The sequence below is a fragment of the Patescibacteria group bacterium genome (assembly GCA_023473585.1).
GTDB lineage: Bacteria > Patescibacteriota > Microgenomatia > JAMCYU01 > JAMCYU01 > JAMCYU01.
In genome coordinates this window covers 1-16191 of sequence record JAMCYU010000001.1, presented here as the reverse complement: position 1 = coordinate 16191, position 16191 = coordinate 1, and the positions used below count along the sequence as shown (strand labels likewise).

The 16191-nt window shown below is 43.1% G+C and carries 15 protein-coding genes; all 15 read left to right on the top strand.

Going from position 1 to position 16191, the window contains the following annotated elements:
- Positions 1–24: 24 nt before the first annotated feature.
- The 15 genes from M1575_00075 (at position 25) to ftsA (ending at position 16057) form a co-directional block, all read left to right on the top strand.
- The gene (locus M1575_00075; protein MCL5095122.1) at positions 25–1221 is read left to right on the top strand and encodes a UDP-N-acetylmuramoyl-L-alanyl-D-glutamate--2,6-diaminopimelate ligase; all 1197 of its coding nucleotides are present in this window, start codon (positions 25–27) and stop codon (positions 1219–1221) included.
- A complete protein-coding gene (gene pgeF, locus M1575_00070) occupies positions 1218–1847 on the top strand; it encodes a peptidoglycan editing factor PgeF (GenBank protein MCL5095121.1) in 630 nt (209 codons plus the stop codon). The genes M1575_00075 and pgeF overlap by 4 nt, the downstream gene beginning before the upstream one ends.
- Complete coding sequence (gene murC, locus M1575_00065) at positions 1844–3241, top strand: UDP-N-acetylmuramate--L-alanine ligase (protein ID MCL5095120.1); 1398 nt, start codon at positions 1844–1846, stop codon at positions 3239–3241. Before pgeF ends, murC begins: the two co-directional genes overlap by 4 nt.
- Positions 3238–4155 (top strand): FAD-binding protein, encoded by a 918-nt coding sequence (locus tag M1575_00060; protein MCL5095119.1) that lies wholly within the window; start codon positions 3238–3240, stop codon positions 4153–4155. Before murC ends, M1575_00060 begins: the two co-directional genes overlap by 4 nt.
- On the top strand, positions 4156–5481 hold the full coding sequence (gene murA, locus M1575_00055) for a UDP-N-acetylglucosamine 1-carboxyvinyltransferase (GenBank protein MCL5095118.1): 1326 nt from the start codon (positions 4156–4158) through the stop codon (positions 5479–5481). It abuts the gene before it with no gap.
- A 2-nt stretch (positions 5482–5483) separates the two neighbouring features.
- Positions 5484–6731, top strand: coding sequence for an NDP-sugar synthase (locus tag M1575_00050; protein ID MCL5095117.1), 1248 nt, complete (start codon positions 5484–5486; stop codon positions 6729–6731).
- A gap of 17 nt (positions 6732–6748) precedes the next feature.
- Positions 6749–7783: a D-alanine--D-alanine ligase gene (locus tag M1575_00045; GenBank protein ID MCL5095116.1), complete on the top strand. Its 1035-nt coding sequence runs from the start codon at positions 6749–6751 to the stop codon at positions 7781–7783.
- Between the two features lie 19 nt (positions 7784–7802).
- Complete coding sequence (locus tag M1575_00040; protein ID MCL5095115.1) at positions 7803–9041, top strand: UDP-N-acetylmuramoyl-tripeptide--D-alanyl-D-alanine ligase; 1239 nt, start codon at positions 7803–7805, stop codon at positions 9039–9041.
- Positions 9042–9048: 7 nt separating this feature from the next.
- Positions 9049–9432, top strand: a complete 384-nt coding sequence (locus M1575_00035) for a diacylglycerol kinase family protein (GenBank protein ID MCL5095114.1) — start codon at positions 9049–9051, stop codon at positions 9430–9432.
- Entirely contained in the window at positions 9417–10451 is a 1035-nt protein-coding gene (locus M1575_00030; GenBank protein MCL5095113.1) for a phospho-N-acetylmuramoyl-pentapeptide-transferase, read from the top strand. Before M1575_00035 ends, M1575_00030 begins: the two co-directional genes overlap by 16 nt.
- A gap of 68 nt (positions 10452–10519) precedes the next feature.
- Entirely contained in the window at positions 10520–11842 is a 1323-nt protein-coding gene (murD, locus tag M1575_00025) for a UDP-N-acetylmuramoyl-L-alanine--D-glutamate ligase (GenBank protein ID MCL5095112.1), read from the top strand.
- Entirely contained in the window at positions 11823–12959 is a 1137-nt protein-coding gene (gene ftsW, locus M1575_00020; GenBank protein ID MCL5095111.1) for a putative lipid II flippase FtsW, read from the top strand. Before murD ends, ftsW begins: the two co-directional genes overlap by 20 nt.
- On the top strand, positions 12932–14062 hold the full coding sequence (locus M1575_00015; protein MCL5095110.1) for a UDP-N-acetylglucosamine--N-acetylmuramyl-(pentapeptide) pyrophosphoryl-undecaprenol N-acetylglucosamine transferase: 1131 nt from the start codon (positions 12932–12934) through the stop codon (positions 14060–14062). Before ftsW ends, M1575_00015 begins: the two co-directional genes overlap by 28 nt.
- On the top strand, positions 14052–14759 hold the full coding sequence (locus tag M1575_00010; protein ID MCL5095109.1) for an FtsQ-type POTRA domain-containing protein: 708 nt from the start codon (positions 14052–14054) through the stop codon (positions 14757–14759). Before M1575_00015 ends, M1575_00010 begins: the two co-directional genes overlap by 11 nt.
- Before the next feature lie 5 nt (positions 14760–14764).
- A complete protein-coding gene (gene ftsA / locus M1575_00005) occupies positions 14765–16057 on the top strand; it encodes a cell division protein FtsA (GenBank protein MCL5095108.1) in 1293 nt (430 codons plus the stop codon).
- Positions 16058–16191 lie beyond the last annotated feature (134 nt).

Below are 16191 nucleotides of genomic sequence, written 5' to 3'. Positions count from 1 at the left end.
CTTTAATATGCTATAATTAGCTTCATGCCTCAGGGACTGAAGAATATCTACCACCTTTTTGTGGCTCTCCTCGCCACAATTTTTTTCCGCTATCCGGCCAAAAATTTGATCGTTATCGGCGTGACGGGGACCGACGGCAAGACAACAACAGTCAATCTAATCTACGAAATTCTTAAGAAGGCAGGTAAACAAGTGACCATGATTTCTTCGGTGGGAGCCAAAATCGGCGGACATGATTATGATCTGCCGTTTCATGTGACCACGCCTTCCTCTTTTAAACTTCAGAGATTTTTAAGATTGGCCGTTGACAGGGGAGAGAAATATATGGTTTTAGAGGTGACGTCTCACGGACTTAATCAGAACAGGGTTTTCGGCTGCAATTTCCAAATCGGGGTCTTGACCAATGTCACCCATGAACACTTGGATTACCATAAGACTCATGAGAACTATTTAAAGGCCAAAGCAAGATTGTTTAGGGGCGTTAAATGGGCGATTCTCAATCGGGAAGACGGATCATACGAGTATTTAGTATCAGGTATCAAGTATCAAGCAACGAAGATTGTCAGTTACGGAATTAATAACGGGGACATAACGCCGGCCAAATTTTTATTTACCACTCCCCTGCCGGGGGAATACAATCAAAAAAATTGCCTGGCCGCGATGGCGGCGGCTCAAGTTTTAGGCATTAGTGATGAAAAAATCCGCCAGACGCTAGCTGATTTTAAAGGTGTTTTTGGCAGATTCGAATTTATCGAAACCAACCGGGATTTCAGAGTGGTGGTGGATTTTGCCCACACACCCAACGCTTTGGAGAATCTTTTAGCAACGACTAAGCCTCTTGTTAAGGGGAGATTGATTCATGTTTTTGGTTCGGCCGGACTAAGAGATGCCAGTAAGCGACCAATGATGGGCGAGGCGGCGGCAAGGTATGACGACGTGATGATCCTGACCGAGGAGGATTATCGGACCGAAGACCCCAAGAAGATAATGACGGACATAGAATTTGGGGCAAAGAAAGTTTTGGGGTCCGAAAAACAAGCTTTGGTAATCAGAAAAATCGTCAACCGGCAAGAAGCAATCAGAGAGGCTATCAAGATGGCCAAACCTGAGGATTTGGTTATTTTAACCGGTAAAGGACACGAAAAAAGTTTATGTCGGGGGCAAACCGAAGATCCGTGGAGTGAACACGAGGCGGTGGCGAAGGCGCTTTTAACCTTATGATTTACGCGAAATTGTTTTCAAAATATACCGATCTTTTTCATGGTTTTACGACGCGAAGTGAAGACAACCCAAAAGTTGCAAATCTTGTTTTGGCCCAACAGGTTCACGGTAATAAAATCAGTCAGGTTAAAAAAAGCGATCTGGGTCAGAAAAAAAACGGAGCTGACGGTTTGATAAGCAAGACAGAAAAAGTTAAGATTGCGGTTAGGACCGCCGATTGTTTGCCGATTCTTTTTTACGAACCGAAAAGAAAAATTATCGCGGCCGTTCATGCCGGCTGGCAAGGGACCTTAAAAGAAATAAGTAAAAAAATGGTGAGGCAAATAGAAAAATTAAAAGGCCGTCCAAAACAGACGCTGGCCGTTTTCGGTCCTCATATTTGTGCCTCCTGTTATGATATTTCTCCGGAAAGAGCCAAATTATTTAAAAGGGGAGTCAAAAAAATTAACGGTCAATTTCATTTAGACTTAAAAGAGCTTAATCTTCAACAATTAACGGCGGCAGGTCTTCAGAAGAAAAATATCGAGATCTTGCCCTATTGTACGGCCTGTCAAAATAAACTTTTTTATTCATTCCGAAAGAAAGATCGTGACCAAATGATCTTTGCCGTAATTGGCCTAAGATGAAATTTAAACACGTTCATTTTATCGGTCTTAAAGGAGCCGCCATGACTCCCCTAGCGATTCTTGTTTCTGAAATGGGAGCTAAAGTCACCGGCTCGGATGTGGATGAGGTGTTTCCGACCGATAAAGTTTTGGCAAAATATCATCTTACTCCTCGAGTTGGTTTTACCAAAGAAAACCTGAAGGGGAAGCCTGATTTGGTCGTCGTGACCGGAGCCCATGGCGGCAGTTCTAATCCGGAGGCCCAAGAAGCGAAAAAACGGGGTTTAAAAGTTTTGATGCACGCCCAGGCTTTAGGGGAAATCTCGGCCGAAAAAAAAGTCATTGCCGTTTCCGGCAATCATGGGAAAACCACCACCGCGGCTATAATTGCCCATCTTTTGACTTACGCCGGACTTGATCCGTCCTTTGCCGTGGGTTGCGGCGATATCTTTTCTTTAGGGACACCCGGTCACGCCGGTTTGGGAGACTATTTTGTGGTTGAGGCTGATGAGTACGTGACCGACCCGGGTTTGGATCCCACGCCGAGGTTTTTTTGGCTCAAGCCGGATATTGCCGTTTTGACCAATATTGATTTTGATCATCCTGATGTTTACGATAACCTTGCGGAAATTAAGGAAGCCTTTCTGACTTTTGCCCAAAAAATTCCCCCGGACGGTTTGCTTGTGGCCGGCATTGACGATGAAAACGTTAGAAAAATCTTACCTTTTTTCCATAAGCCTGTTTTAACCTACGGATTCTCTACCTTGGCTGATTACCAAATCAGTCGTCTTTCTTTTGGTCCGTCGCTAACCTTCTTCAACTTGAAATATAAAAATACGGATTTGGGTAAATTTACGTTAAAGATTCCCGGTCAGTTTAATGTTTTGAATGCGGTTGCGGCCTGTATTGTCGCCAATTTTTTAGGTATTTCCTGGGAAAAAATTAAAGAAATTCTGCCCGGATTTTCCGGCACCAAAAGACGATTCGAGTTAATCTCTGAAAAAAAGAAGATCAAGTTTTTTGACGATTACGCTCATCATCCCGCCCAAATTAAAAGTACCCTGGCGGCAGCCAAAGCCTGGTTCCCCGGTAAAAGAATTATCTGTCTTTTTCAGCCGCACACTTTCTCACGAACCAAAGCTCTTCTTTCGGCTTTTGGCCGGGCTTTTAGCGGTGCCGATGAGGTTGTCATTGTGGATATTTTTCCTTCGGCTCGAGAAAAAGTTGATAAAACAATTAGCAGTAAAATTTTAGCGTTAGAAATTAAAAAAAACCAAAAAAATGTTCATTATTTTGCCAAATTAAACGAAGCCGGTGATTTTTTAGCGAAAATTCTTCTTCCCGGCGACATCATGTTGACGATGGGAGCGGGAGATGTTTATAAAATTTATGATGATTTAATTTCTAAAATATGACAGACAATCTTTGGCAAAAATTAGAAGACAAATTGGGCTTAGGTAAAGTAAAGGTCAAGGAAAGCCTGGTCTTGCACACCACCTTCCAAATCGGCGGGCCGGCCGATTATTATTTTGAGGCCAAGACGAATGAGGAATTAATTAAAGCTTATCAGGCGGCCAAAGACTTGCGTTTGCCTTTTCTGATTTTGGGCGGCGGGTCAAATGTGCTGATCGGCGATAAGGGTTTCCGCGGCTTAGTCGTCAAAAATAAAACCAAAGGCATTAAAATTGTTAAGGTCAGAGGGAAAATCGGCCCGTCTTTAAATGGGGTAAAACTTAACGTTAAAGATGTTCTGGTCGAAGTGGAGGCAGGCGTGCCTTTTAATCAGTTTGTCCGTTTTGCCATTGACGAGGGTCTTGGGGGTTTGGAGGAATTTCTAGGGTTGCCGGGGACGGTCGGCGGAGCGGTCATCGGCAATGCCCATTGGCAGGATAAAACCGTTAGCCAATTTATCTTTTCCCAAAAAACCCACGACCTAAAAATTCTTCTCTCGGTTATTTTTCAACTTCAAAAAGAAGATACAGATTTTCTTTGGCAAAAAGCCCGTTGGGCCATAGAGCACCGGCAAAAAACTCAACCGACAGGAGCCTCGGCCGGTTGTATCTTCAAAAATATTAAAAAAAGTCAGGCCTTAAGAATCGGGACGGCAGACCTAACGACTTCGGCCGGATTTGTGATTGAAGCTTCGGGCCTTAAGGGAGAAAAATTTGGAAACTTGCAGATCTCACCCCAGCACGCTAATTTTATGATTAATTTAGGTGGTGCCAAAGCCAAAGATGTGTTAAACTTAATAAAAGAAGTTAAGGAAAAAGTCAAAGAGAAATTTAACTTGGAATTAGAAGAAGAAATTGTCAAAATAGGGGAATTTTAAATGGCTGAATACACCATTAACGGTGGTTTTGCTCTTCAGGGCGAGGTGGAGATTTCTGGCGCCAAAAACGTGGTTTTGCCGGCGATCGCGGCGGCGCTTTTAACCGATGAGGAAGTTAGACTGGAAAATGTCCCCCTCATTGCGGATCTCTCGTTGATGTTGGAGATGGCCAAGGGTTTAGGCGTTGAAGTTAATCTTAAAAACGATCATACCCTCACTCTTTCGGCGGCCAGAATTAAGAACCGGCCGATTCCCTTAGACATTGCCGCCAAACTGCGGACCTCTTTTCTGATGCTTGTTCCTCTTTTAACCCGTTTTGGCGAAGCGGAAATCCCCAATCCGGGAGGTTGCCGGATCGGGGCCAGACCGATCGAGCGGTCAATTGAAGCCTTATGTCAATTAGGAGCCAAAATTACCTATGAGAGTACTGATGGTTATTTTCACGCTGTTGTCAGTAAATTTCAAGGCAAGACGTTTAAGTTTGCCAAAAATACCCATACCGGAACGGAAATGGTGATTCTCGCCGCTGTCTTGGCTGCCGGGACCACGATTTTGGAAAATGCGGCCGCCGAACCTGAAGTTGATGACTTGATTAACCTCTTAAACAAGATGGGAGCCAAGATCAGGCGGACAGAACCAAGAAAAATTGTGATCGAAGGGGTTAAGAAACTCAAGGGAACAAATTATAAAATCATGTCAGATCGCAACGAAGCCGTCACCTTTGCGATTGCCGCCTTGGTGACCCGCGGTCATGTCTTGGTTAAGGGAACATCGCCCCAAAACTTAAAAATCTTTCTTGAGAAACTGACCGAAATTGGAGCCGGTTGGGAACCACAAGAACAGGGAATAAAATTTTACTACCAAAAATCCTTAAAAAGCGCTCATGTCGTTTCTTCTCCTCATCCGGGGTTTATGACCGACTGGCAGGCGCCCTGGGCGGTTTTAATGACCCAAGCAGAAGGAGAAGCCATTATTCACGAAACGGTTTATGAAAGCCGCTTCCAATATGTTGAGCAGCTGATTAAAATGGGAGCCAAAATTTCTTTTTTTAATCCTCCGGTTCCGAATCGGGAAACTTTTTACAACTTTAATCCGGAAGACGACAGGCCGGGAAATTTCCACGCGATTAAAGTAACGGGACCAACGACGCTTCATAATGCCGTTTTGTCAATTCCTGATTTAAGGGCCGGAGCCACGCTTGTTTTGGGAGCTTTAGTCGCTCGGGGTGAAAGTATTTTATTAGGGGTCGAGCACATTGACCGGGGATACGAAAATTTTGAATCTCGTCTGACAAAAATTGGAGCTAAAATTCAAAGGAGGGAATAATTATGCAAGCCGTGATTTTAGCGGCCGGAGCCTCAACCCGTTTTTATCCGCTTTCCGAAGGAAGGCCTAAATGTCTGATTCCTTTAATGGGGAAACCCATTTTGGCTTGGACCATTGAAGCCTTGGCAAAATTGGCGATCAAAAAAATCATTCTGGTTGAAACCGGCGATCCCCAGATTAAAAATTATTTTGGTGACGGAAAAAAGTTCGGTGTGGCCATAACTTACGTGACTCAAGACAAGCCCCTGGGTATGGGGGATGCTCTATTAAAAGCCAGGGATCATCTTCAGGAAGAATTTTTCTTGCTTAACGCACATCATTTGGATATTGATAATTTCAGCCAGTTGATGATCGAGAAAAAAAGAGAAGCCGATGCCGTCTTATTAGCCGAAGAAAAAGAAAATTTTTGGGAGTTTGGGGTTTTGGATCTTCAAGACGATCAGGCCTTAAGACTTATAGAAAAACCGCCGAAAAGCCAGGAATCTAGTCGAACCTGCGTTGTCGGGATCTATCTTTTAACGAAAGATTTCTTGCCTGTTTTGGCAAAAACTCCGAGAGATCAGTATCAGTTTGAGACAGCTCTTGATCAATATATGAAACTTAAAAAAGTTAAAGTTGTCAAAACGCAAGCGAAACCGGTTTCCTTAAAATATCCTTGGGATCTTTTGGCCGTTAAGGATTATTTATTAGAAAAAATGCCCCATCAAATCAGTCGGGGGGCCAAAATCGGCAAAGGGGTTATTTTGGTGGGAAAAATGAAGATTGAGGACGGCGTGACGATTCACGAAAATGCCGTCATTAAAGGCCCTGTTTATTTAGGCAAGAACGTTTTGGTGGGCAACAATTCCTTAATTAGGGACGGAGCGGTCCTGGAAGAAAACGCCAGGGTCGGAGCTTTTTCGGAAATTAAAAATAGTGTTTTCTTGCCCGGAGCCACGCTTGGCAGCGGTTTCGTGGCCTCGTCCATTATCGGTGAGGGTTGTCGTTTGGCTCACAATTTTACGACGGCCAACCGGCGTTTTGACAGACAAGTGATTAAAGTTAAAATAAAAGGGAAAAAGGTTGAGACGGGACTTGACGATTTTGGCGTTATTTTGGGCGAGAATGTCTATACCGGTATCGGGGTCGGAACCATGCCTGGGACGATCATCGGGAAAAACGCCGTCGTCGGACCCGGGACTTTTGTTTTTGATGACGTTTTGCCGGGGACAAAATATTTTACCGAATTTAAAAATAAACAAGTTAAATAATTTTTTCTAGTTAACTCATGAAAAAGATTAAAGTTGCGGTTTTGATGGGCGGCCGGACGCCGGAGTATGACGTTTCTTTGGCCACAGGCAGAGAAGTCGTGGCTTATCTTAATAAGGAAAAGTTTGAAGTTTTGCCCGTCGTTATTTCCCGCGACGGTCAAAGATGGCAACCTTTACCTTTAAATAAGTTTTTGGAACTGGACACGATTGTTCATCGCCTTCCTGACCAAAAGAAAGAACAATCTTCTTTGGAAACAATTCCTCTTCAAAATCAGACAATTCTTAACGAACAAAAAATTGATGTCGCTTTTTTGGCCATGCATGGTCCTTACGGGGAAGATGGCACTATTCAGGGACTACTTGAGCTTTTAAATATACCCTATACCGGCTCAGGCGTTTTGGCTAGCGCTTTGGGTATGGACAAAATTATGTTTAGAAAAGTTCTGGCTTCTGAAAAAATTCCTTTTCCTCGATACCTGGTTTTCAGAAAAAATGATCCGCCGGAATTAATTTGGCGTTTTTTTAAAAAGCCGCCGGTTTTTGTTAAACCTTGTAATCAGGGTTCAAGTGTCGGAGCCTCAGTCGTTCATGGCAAGGAAGAACTGAAGAAAGCTTTAGATTTGGCCTTTGCTTATTCCGAGCCGGTCTTAGTTGAAGAGTATCTTAAGGGGAGGGAAATAAGCTGTGCCGTTTTGGGCAACGCCAATCCTCAGGCTTTGCCTTTAGCGGAGATTTTGCCTAAAAACGAGTTTTTTGATTATGAGGCTAAATATATTAAGGGCAAAGCAGAAGAAATTGTGCCGGCCAGGCTTTCGTCAAAGATGACAAAAACGCTTCAGGGTCTGTCCGTCAGGATCTTTAAAACCATTGGGGCCAGGGGCGTGGCGCGGGTGGAATTTATCCTCGTCGGCCAAAAACCTTACGCTTTGGAAATTAATACCCTTCCCGGTTTAACCTCAGCTTCCATCGTGCCCAAGGAAGCCAAGGGGGTGCGAATGTCATACCCCAAACTTCTGGAAAAACTTATTGAGCTTGCCCTTCAAAAAAGCTAAATGTGGTAAAATTACGTTAATGGAAAACACCTCGTGGAAACAGCCATTTCACTCTCTTCGTCGCCAGTTGGCTAAAAACTGGTTAAAACTTTTTCCTCATCTGAAGATTATCGCTGTCACCGGTTCTTTCGGCAAAACGAACACGGTAAGAGCCATCACTTACGTTTTAAGTCAGAAGTATAAAACCCTGCAGACCGATCTTAATTTGGATACGGTCTATAACCTGCCGATGACGCTTCTTAAACTTAGACCCGGGCACGAGGTTTTGGTTTTAGAGTGCGGCGTTGATCACCGCGGCGAAATGGATAAACACCTTTCTCTTTTTAATCCCCAAATAGCCGTTTTGACCGGCATTTCGCCGGTTCATTCCGAACCGGAATTATTAGGTTCGATTGAAGGGATCATGGAAGAGAAGGCAAAACTGCTTAAAGCTTTGCCTTCTAATGGTTGGGCAATTCTTAATTTTGACGACGTCTTGGTAAGAAAAATGGCCGAAAGAACCAGGGCTAAAGTTTTATGGTACGGGACCGATAAGGCTTGTGACTTTTGGGCTGATGAAATTGAGGCGGGGTTGACGGGAACTTCTTTTAAGCTTCACGCCAGACAATTTGGCGTGACCGATTTAGACCTTAAGATAGGCCTTTTGGGTCAACATGCCGTTCACGAGGGACTCGCCACCGCCGCCGCGGGCTTAATTTACGGATTAACCACGAAGCAAATAAAAAGGGGACTAGGGGAGATTAAGCCTCTTTCAGGAAGATTAAGCTTAGAAAAAGGACCGCTGGGAACAATTATTCTGGATGATCATTTAAGAGCTAATCCGGCCTCGGTCAGGGCAGGTTTAGAAACACTAATGATTCTCCCCTGCCGGGGGAGAAAAATTGCCGTCTTGGGGGAAATGGGAGAGTTGGGGCAATATGCTTTGGAAGAACATCAAAACTTGGGCAAATTTATCGCCGGACTTAAAATTGATTTTTTCGTCGGCGTCGGACCTCTGCAGAAACTGACGACTCAAGCGGCTAAGAAAACAGGCATGGAAAAGTCGCATATTTTTTGGGCCAAAGACGTTCAGGAAGTCGCAGAAATCTTGGAAAATCTTCTTCGGCCGGAAGACTTATGGTATCTTAAGGGTTCGTTGCTGAAACATTTAGAAAGGATAATTTTTCTTTTAGAAAAAAAAGCCGTTTTCTGTAAGGTTATTTCCTGTCATTATTATAATTCTTGTCTTTCTTGCTCCGAGTTGCAAAAACGAGTATAATTTTTCTATGGTAGAAACTTTGAAGCGACATCATATTTCTTTTAAAAATGCTTTTGCCGGTTTATCTTACGCTTTAACCTCCCAGCCAAATTTTAAAATCCACGTTTTTCTGGCCACGGCGGCGATTTTATCGGGATTTTTTCTTGGGATTTCTTTTATCGAGATGACGATTTTGGTTTTGGTGACGTTTATAGGTTTGGCTACGGAAATGATGAATACGGCCATTGAATCAGTCACCGATTTGGTGACGACCGAATGGCGGGAGTCGGCAAAGACCGCGAAAGACGTTGCCGCCGGCATGATGCTTTTAACCGCGATCGGGGCAACCATTATTGCCCTTCTTATCTTAGGACCCAAAATCTTAGAAAGGCTTCCATGGCTATCCTTTTAGGTTTACTGATTTTCTCGTTTCTTATTAATAGTTTTCTTTTTGTTCCCTTTATTAATCTTTTATACAAAATTCGTTTTCAAAGACAACAGCAGGAAACTCGCGATATTTTCGGGAAACTCACCCCTATTTTTGATAAGCTTCACGCCCGGAAAGCCGGTATACCGGTAGGCGGAGGCTTGTTAACCTTAATTTTAACGCCGCTGCTTTTTCTTGGCGCGATTTTTATGTTGCCCTATTTTTGGGTTCCTATCACTTCGGTCTATCCTTTGTTGGCGGAGGTAAGAATTCTTCTTTTAACTTTTCTTTCTTTTGGCCTTTTAGGTCTTTTTGATGATATTAAAAAAACGTTTCCCGGTGCTTCGGAGAATTTTTTCGGACTAAGAATCCGCCATAAATTAATCCTGGAGCTTCTCTTGTCGGGCATCGTGGCCTTTTGGCTCTACAGTGAATTACAGATTAAAATCGTTAATATTACTTTTTTTGGGCTTCTGACCCTAGACTGGATTTACATTCCCTTTGCCGCTTTCGTCATCACCGCTTTTGCCAATGCCTTTAATATCACCGACGGACTTGACGGTTTAGCTTCGGGGCTTTTGCTTATTTGCCTGACGTCTTTCTGGGTCATTTCCGCCGGCATCCTGGACGTTCCCCTGGCGATCTTTATTGCTCTTTGGATCGGGAGTTTGATTGCCTTTTTGTATTTTAATATTCATCCGGCCAGAATTTTTTTAGGTGATACCGGCGCCCTGCCTTTCGGTGCCACTCTGGCCGTCATCGGTCTTATTTTAGGCAAACCGATCGCCCTGGTTATTATCGGAGGCATCTTTGTGGCCGAGGTAACTTCGTCGCTTGTGCAACTTTTAAGCAAGAGATTCTTCGGCAAAAAAATTTTTTCCGTGGCCCCTATTCATCTTTGGTTTCAGGAAAAAGGTTGGGAAGAGCCAACGGTGGTCATGAGATTTTGGTTAGCCGGTATCGTTTTGGCTGTTTTTGGCCTTTTTCTTGCCGCCATGACCTGACAAGCTCTTTTTGCTCCGAAGCTTCTTAAAATAGTATAATAAGTAAAACAAACTAAATAAAGATGTTTATGAATTTTTCTGGACAACGGATTTTAGTGATGGGGTTGGGAATTCAAGGTGGCGGGGTTGGTGTGGCGCGGTTTTTTGCCGAAAAAGGGGCTAAAGTTAAGGTCACGGATCTTAAAACCGCCAAAGAATTAAAAACCTCTCTTGACCTTTTGCGTGATTTACCGATAACTTATATCTTAGGCAAACACAGGGAAGAAGATTTTATCAATTCTGATCTTGTCATTCGTAATCCTGATGTTTCTAAAGATTCTCCTTCCTTAGCCGTCGCTAGAAAACACCACGTTCCCGTCGAAATGGACGAAAGCTTGTTTTTTAAACTCTGTCCCCATCGGAAAAACATCATCGGCGTGACCGGAACACGAGGTAAAACGACGACGACTCATTTAATCGGTAAAATTTTAGAAGCCTCGGGTTACAAAACACTGCTTGGAGGCAATCTTCGCGGCGTCGCCACTCTTTCCTTGCTAGACAAAATGACTCCTCAAACCAAAGTCGTTTTGGAGCTTTCTTCATGGCAGCTTCAGGGTTTAGACGAAGATAAAATCAGCCCCCACTTGGCCGTTCTCACTAATATTTACCCCGACCACTTAAATCGTTACCAAAACATGGAAGCATATCTTCAGGACAAAAAAATCATTTTTAAATATCAAGAGGAAAATGATTTCCTGGTTTTAAATTTTGAAAACAAAACATGTCTTGATCTGGCTCGGGAAGCCAAGTCAAAAAGAGTGTTTTTTAAAAAAAGCGACCTGCCAAAATCACTTGTTTCTCAATTAAAATTAAAAGGCGAGCACAATTTAGAAAACGTGGCGGCGGCCTATCAGGTGGCGAAAGTCTTAGAAATTGACCAGAGGATAACAGAGAAAGCCCTGATGGGTTTTCCGGGCGTTCCCTTTAGATTGGAAGAAATTCGTTCGCTTGGAGGAGTGACTTTTGTCAACGATACCACCAGCACGACTCCAATCGCGACCATTAAAGCTCTTAAAGCTTACCAGGATAAAAAGATTATTCTCTTAGCTGGCGGTTCAAGTAAAAATCTTGATCTTAAGGAATTAGCTGGGGAAATCAGTAGAAGAGCTAAGGCCGTCATTTTTCTTGAAGGGACGGCTACCGATGAATTATTATCAGAAGTTAAGCGTCAAAAATCGAAAATAAAAATTTTGGGAAAATTTGATGATCTGCAAAAAGCCGTCATCCAAGCCAAAATGACAGCCGAACCTGGCGATTATGTTATCTTATCTCCGGGGTGCGCTTCTTTTGGGATGTTTAAAAACGAATTTGACCGAGGAGAACAATTTAATCATGTTGTTTTTTCAATCTAAAAGAAGAATGTCTTTGGCTTTGCACAGTCAAAAAAAAAGAATAGACTTGCCGCTTTTTTTGGCGGTTTTTACAACCTGCCTTTTGGGATTAGTTTTTATTTTTGAAGCTTCTTCGGTTTCGGCTTTTCGGGATTTCGGCGATAAATACCATTATCTTAAAGATCAAAGCCAATGGCTTTTTTTGGGACTGACTTTAATGTTTTTTTTCTCCTTTTTTGATTATCACCGGCTTTATTCCTTAGCTTTGCCGCTTATTTTTATAACGATTATTCTTTTATTGGCTGTTTTCCTTCCCGGTTTGGGCCTTAAAGCCTTGGGGGCTCATCGCTGGCTTGATTTTAGAGCTTTTACTCTCCAGCCGGCGGAAGCGGCCAAACTGGCTCTGGTGATTTATTTATCAGCGTGGTTTTCCTCTAAAGAGCGGGAGAGACTCTTCGCCTTTGTGACTCTTTGTTCTTTGATCGTTGGTTTAGTCATTGCTGAGCCTGATTTAGGTACCGCCATTGTTATTTGTGTTCTGGCAGTAATTCTTTATTTTCTGTCTGGCGCTCCGTGGTGGCATTTTGGGCTTTTAGCTCCGGGAATCTTCGGCGGCATTTTGGCTTTGGCGGTGGTTTCGCCTTACAGGCTTCGGCGCCTGGTCACTTTTTTTAATCCCGCCAACGATCCTTTAGGAGCTTCCTATCATATCCGCCAGGTTCTTTTGGCTTTTGGTTCGGGCGGTTTCTGGGGTCTGGGTTTAGGCAAATCACGCCAAAAATTTGAGTATCTGCCGGAAGCGATGACCGATTCCATTTTTGCGATTATTGGCGAAGAGATAGGTTTTATCGGAGCTATTTTAGTCATTGCTCTTTTTGTTTTTATTCTTTGGCGGGGGATTAAAATTGCTCTTTTGGCTCCCGATCGTTTCGGCCAGCTTTTGGCTTACGGTATTTCTTTTTGGATAAGTACCCAGGCGATTATTAACCTAGGATCAATGGTCGCGCTTTTGCCTTTAACCGGAGTGCCGCTGCCTTTTGTTTCTTATGGCGGTTCAAATTTAGTCGTGACGCTGACAGGTGTGGGAATCCTTTTAAACATAAGCAAACAATGTCTAGCACAAAAAAAATCATCATAACCGGAGGTCACCTGACGCCGGCCCTCTCTGTTTTGCCGAAGTTGCGGGAAAACGGCTGGCAGATAATTTTTTTGGGACGAAAATATGCCCTTGAGGGGGACAAAACTTTATCAACAGAGTATCGGGTCATTAAAGAATTGGGAATTGATTTTGTTTCCCTGACAACCGGCAGATTACAAAGAAATTTTTCGCGTTACACTCTTTCCTCTCTTTTAAAAATTCCCCTAGGCTTAATCCAAAGTTTTTATTATTTAAGAAAATACAAGCCCAATCTTATCCTTTCTTTCGGCGGCTATTTAGCTTTACCGGTTGCTTTCGCCGGCTGGTTTTTACGAATTCCCATTGTGACTCATGAACAAAGCGCGGTCTCCGGGTTAGCCAATGATTTGATTGCTAAGGTCGCTGACAAAATTTGCCTTTCTTGGGAAAAAACAACGACCGGTTTGCCGGCGGGAAAGGTTGTTTATACCGGAAATCCGCTAAGAAAGGAAATTTTTACGCCAACAGCGGATAATTTTCAGAATCTGTTTAACGAAAAACTGCCGCTTGTTTATATCACGGGCGGCAATTTAGGGGCTCATGTTCTTAACGAGGCCATGATCGCCATTTTACCCAAACTTCTGGAAAAATATCAGATTATTCACCAGTGCGGAGAAACAAAGACTTACGAGGATTATGAAAAACTCTTATCTTTTGTTTCTTCTTTGCCGCCCCATTTACAAAAGCGTTATGTCTTAAAAAAATATATTGACGTTAAAGATGTCGGCTGGGTTTTAAACCGCGCCGATTGGGTTATTTCTCGTTCCGGAGCCAATATCGTGACGGAATTGGCCGCTTTGGGCAAACCGGCGATTCTTATTCCTCTTCCCTGGGCCGGTCAAAATGAACAACTGGAAAACGCGCGTTTATTAGAAAAAGCGGGGACAGCCGTTATTTTTCCCCAGAAAGATTTAAAAACTGAAAACTTTTATAAGGCGATAGAACTATTTTCTAAAAATTTAGACAATTATAGAATTAATGCTCGCGCCGCTCAAAAAATCATTAATTTTAATGCGGCCGATAAATTAGTTGACGTTGTTGAAGAGGTTTTCCATGCTTCGTAGATCAACGAGATATCTTCGGAAAATTCTTTTCCTTTTAATTTTCCTGTCTTTGGTAATTGCCCTTTCTTTCTTTCTTTTAAAATCAGAAGTTTTCCTGATAAAAAATGTTATCGTGACGACGGATTATAACGTTAAGGCGAATCCTGAAATCATTAAAATCTTAGAAAAAACCCAAAAACAAAATTTTTTTCTTCTCAAGCCTGAAGAAATCGCCGGAAAAATAAAAACCCAGGACTTAAAAATCGAGGAAGTTAAAATCAGCCGAGAATTTCCGGGAAAGCTTTTCGTTAAGATTCAAACGCGTTTGGCCTTGGCTGCCGTTAAAACTCAAGACGGTTATTTTTTTATCGACAAAGAAGGATTGATTTTTGAACATGGAAAAGAATCAGGAGCGATCCCTACTCTTAATTTAGGTTTGCAAAACCCCAAGGTTGGTAGTAGGATAGATGGGAAAGAAGAAATTGTTTTTAAAATTCTTGCCTTCCTTAAAGGGAAAGAAGAAATTGTTTTTATCACCAAAGAGGCCGATTATTATTTTTTACAATTAACCGAAGGTTTGTCTGTTCTTTTTCCCGGAAAAGATGAAACTCAAGAGAAGCTTGATTCTTTACAAATGATGTTGACTCGTTTTAAAATAGAAGGTAAGAGGCCAATAAAAATTGACTTAAGATTTGCTAAACCTGTTTTTTCTTTTTAAAAAATATGGCTAGAGACAGAGTCATTGTTGGTATTGATATCGGGACCAGTAAAATAGCGACCTTGATTGGATCAATTTCTCAAGCTTCGGAAGGCGAATCAGGCGTTAACGTGATCGGCGTTTCCACTGTTCCCAGTCGTGGACTTCGTAAGGGACAGGTTGTAGATATTGAAGAAGCCACCCAGGCGATTACCGAAAGTCTCGAGGCGGCAGAAAGAATGGCCGGCTACTCGGTTTCGACGGCTTTTATTTCGGTCGGAGGAAATCACATTGCTTCACAAAATTCGCATGGGGTGGTGGCGGTCGCCGAACCTGACAAAGAGATCACCTTTCAAGATATTGACAGAGTTGTTGAGGCCGCCAAAGCCGTCTCTTTACCCTCCTCAAGAGAGATTCTTCATGTTTTACCGCGCGGGTTTGTGGTTGATTCGCAAGAGGGCATTAAAGATCCGATTGGCATGACCGGGGTTCGGCTTGAGGTTGATACCCATCTTATTACCGGCGGTTCAACGGCTTTAAGAAATTTAGCCAAATGTGTTTCTGAAGTGGGAGTTAATGTTGAGAGTTTAGTTTTTGCAGGACTGGCCGCCGCCGAGGCGGTCGTCACCGAGACGGAAAAAGAATTGGGCGTTGTGATGATTGATATCGGTGGCGGGACAACGGATATTTGTCTTTACGTTGAGGGTTCTTTGGCCTATTCTTCAGTTATTCCCATTGGCGCCAAAAACATTACCAACGATTTAGCCATTGGTTTAAGAGTTTCTCTTGAGTCAGCCGAAAAAATTAAATTAGTTTTAGGAGAGAAACCGAAACAAATTACCACCGTCGAGGATAAGGAAAGGAAAGAAGAAGACGAAGTTGACCTTTCTTCTTTAGGTTTGACCGAAGATGTGCGTCGTGTCTCCAGAAAAACGTTGATTGAGGGAATTATCAAGCCGCGGTTAAACGAAATTTTTACCATGGTGAGTTTGGAGATTAAAAAAAGCGGGTTTGCGGGTTTAACTCCGGGCGGTATTGTTTTGGCCGGCGGCGGAGCCCAGACGATTGGGGTCGTCGAGGCGGCCAAACGGAATTTGGCGATGCCCGTTCGTGTCGGTGTGCCGACAGGTGTTCGGGGATTGGTGGACGAAATCATGATCTCTTCTTTTGCGACCGGCATCGGTTTATTACATTATGGTGCGAAAAATTCGACAGGCGGAGAAAAGAAATTCAGCTCAATGACGCGAATTTTTGACAAAATCCCCGTTAAAGGCGCGGCGGGTAAGGTTATGGATCTGATTAAATCCTTTCTGCCTTAATAGCAGGTGTCTAGGCTCCGATAGATCCAGAACGGTTTGACAACTAATGAATGGTCGCTATAGTGGCTCATATATGCGAGCCTACAAAATCGTTCCCGGGTCTTATGTTTCTCTAGCTTCATTATCCAAAGATG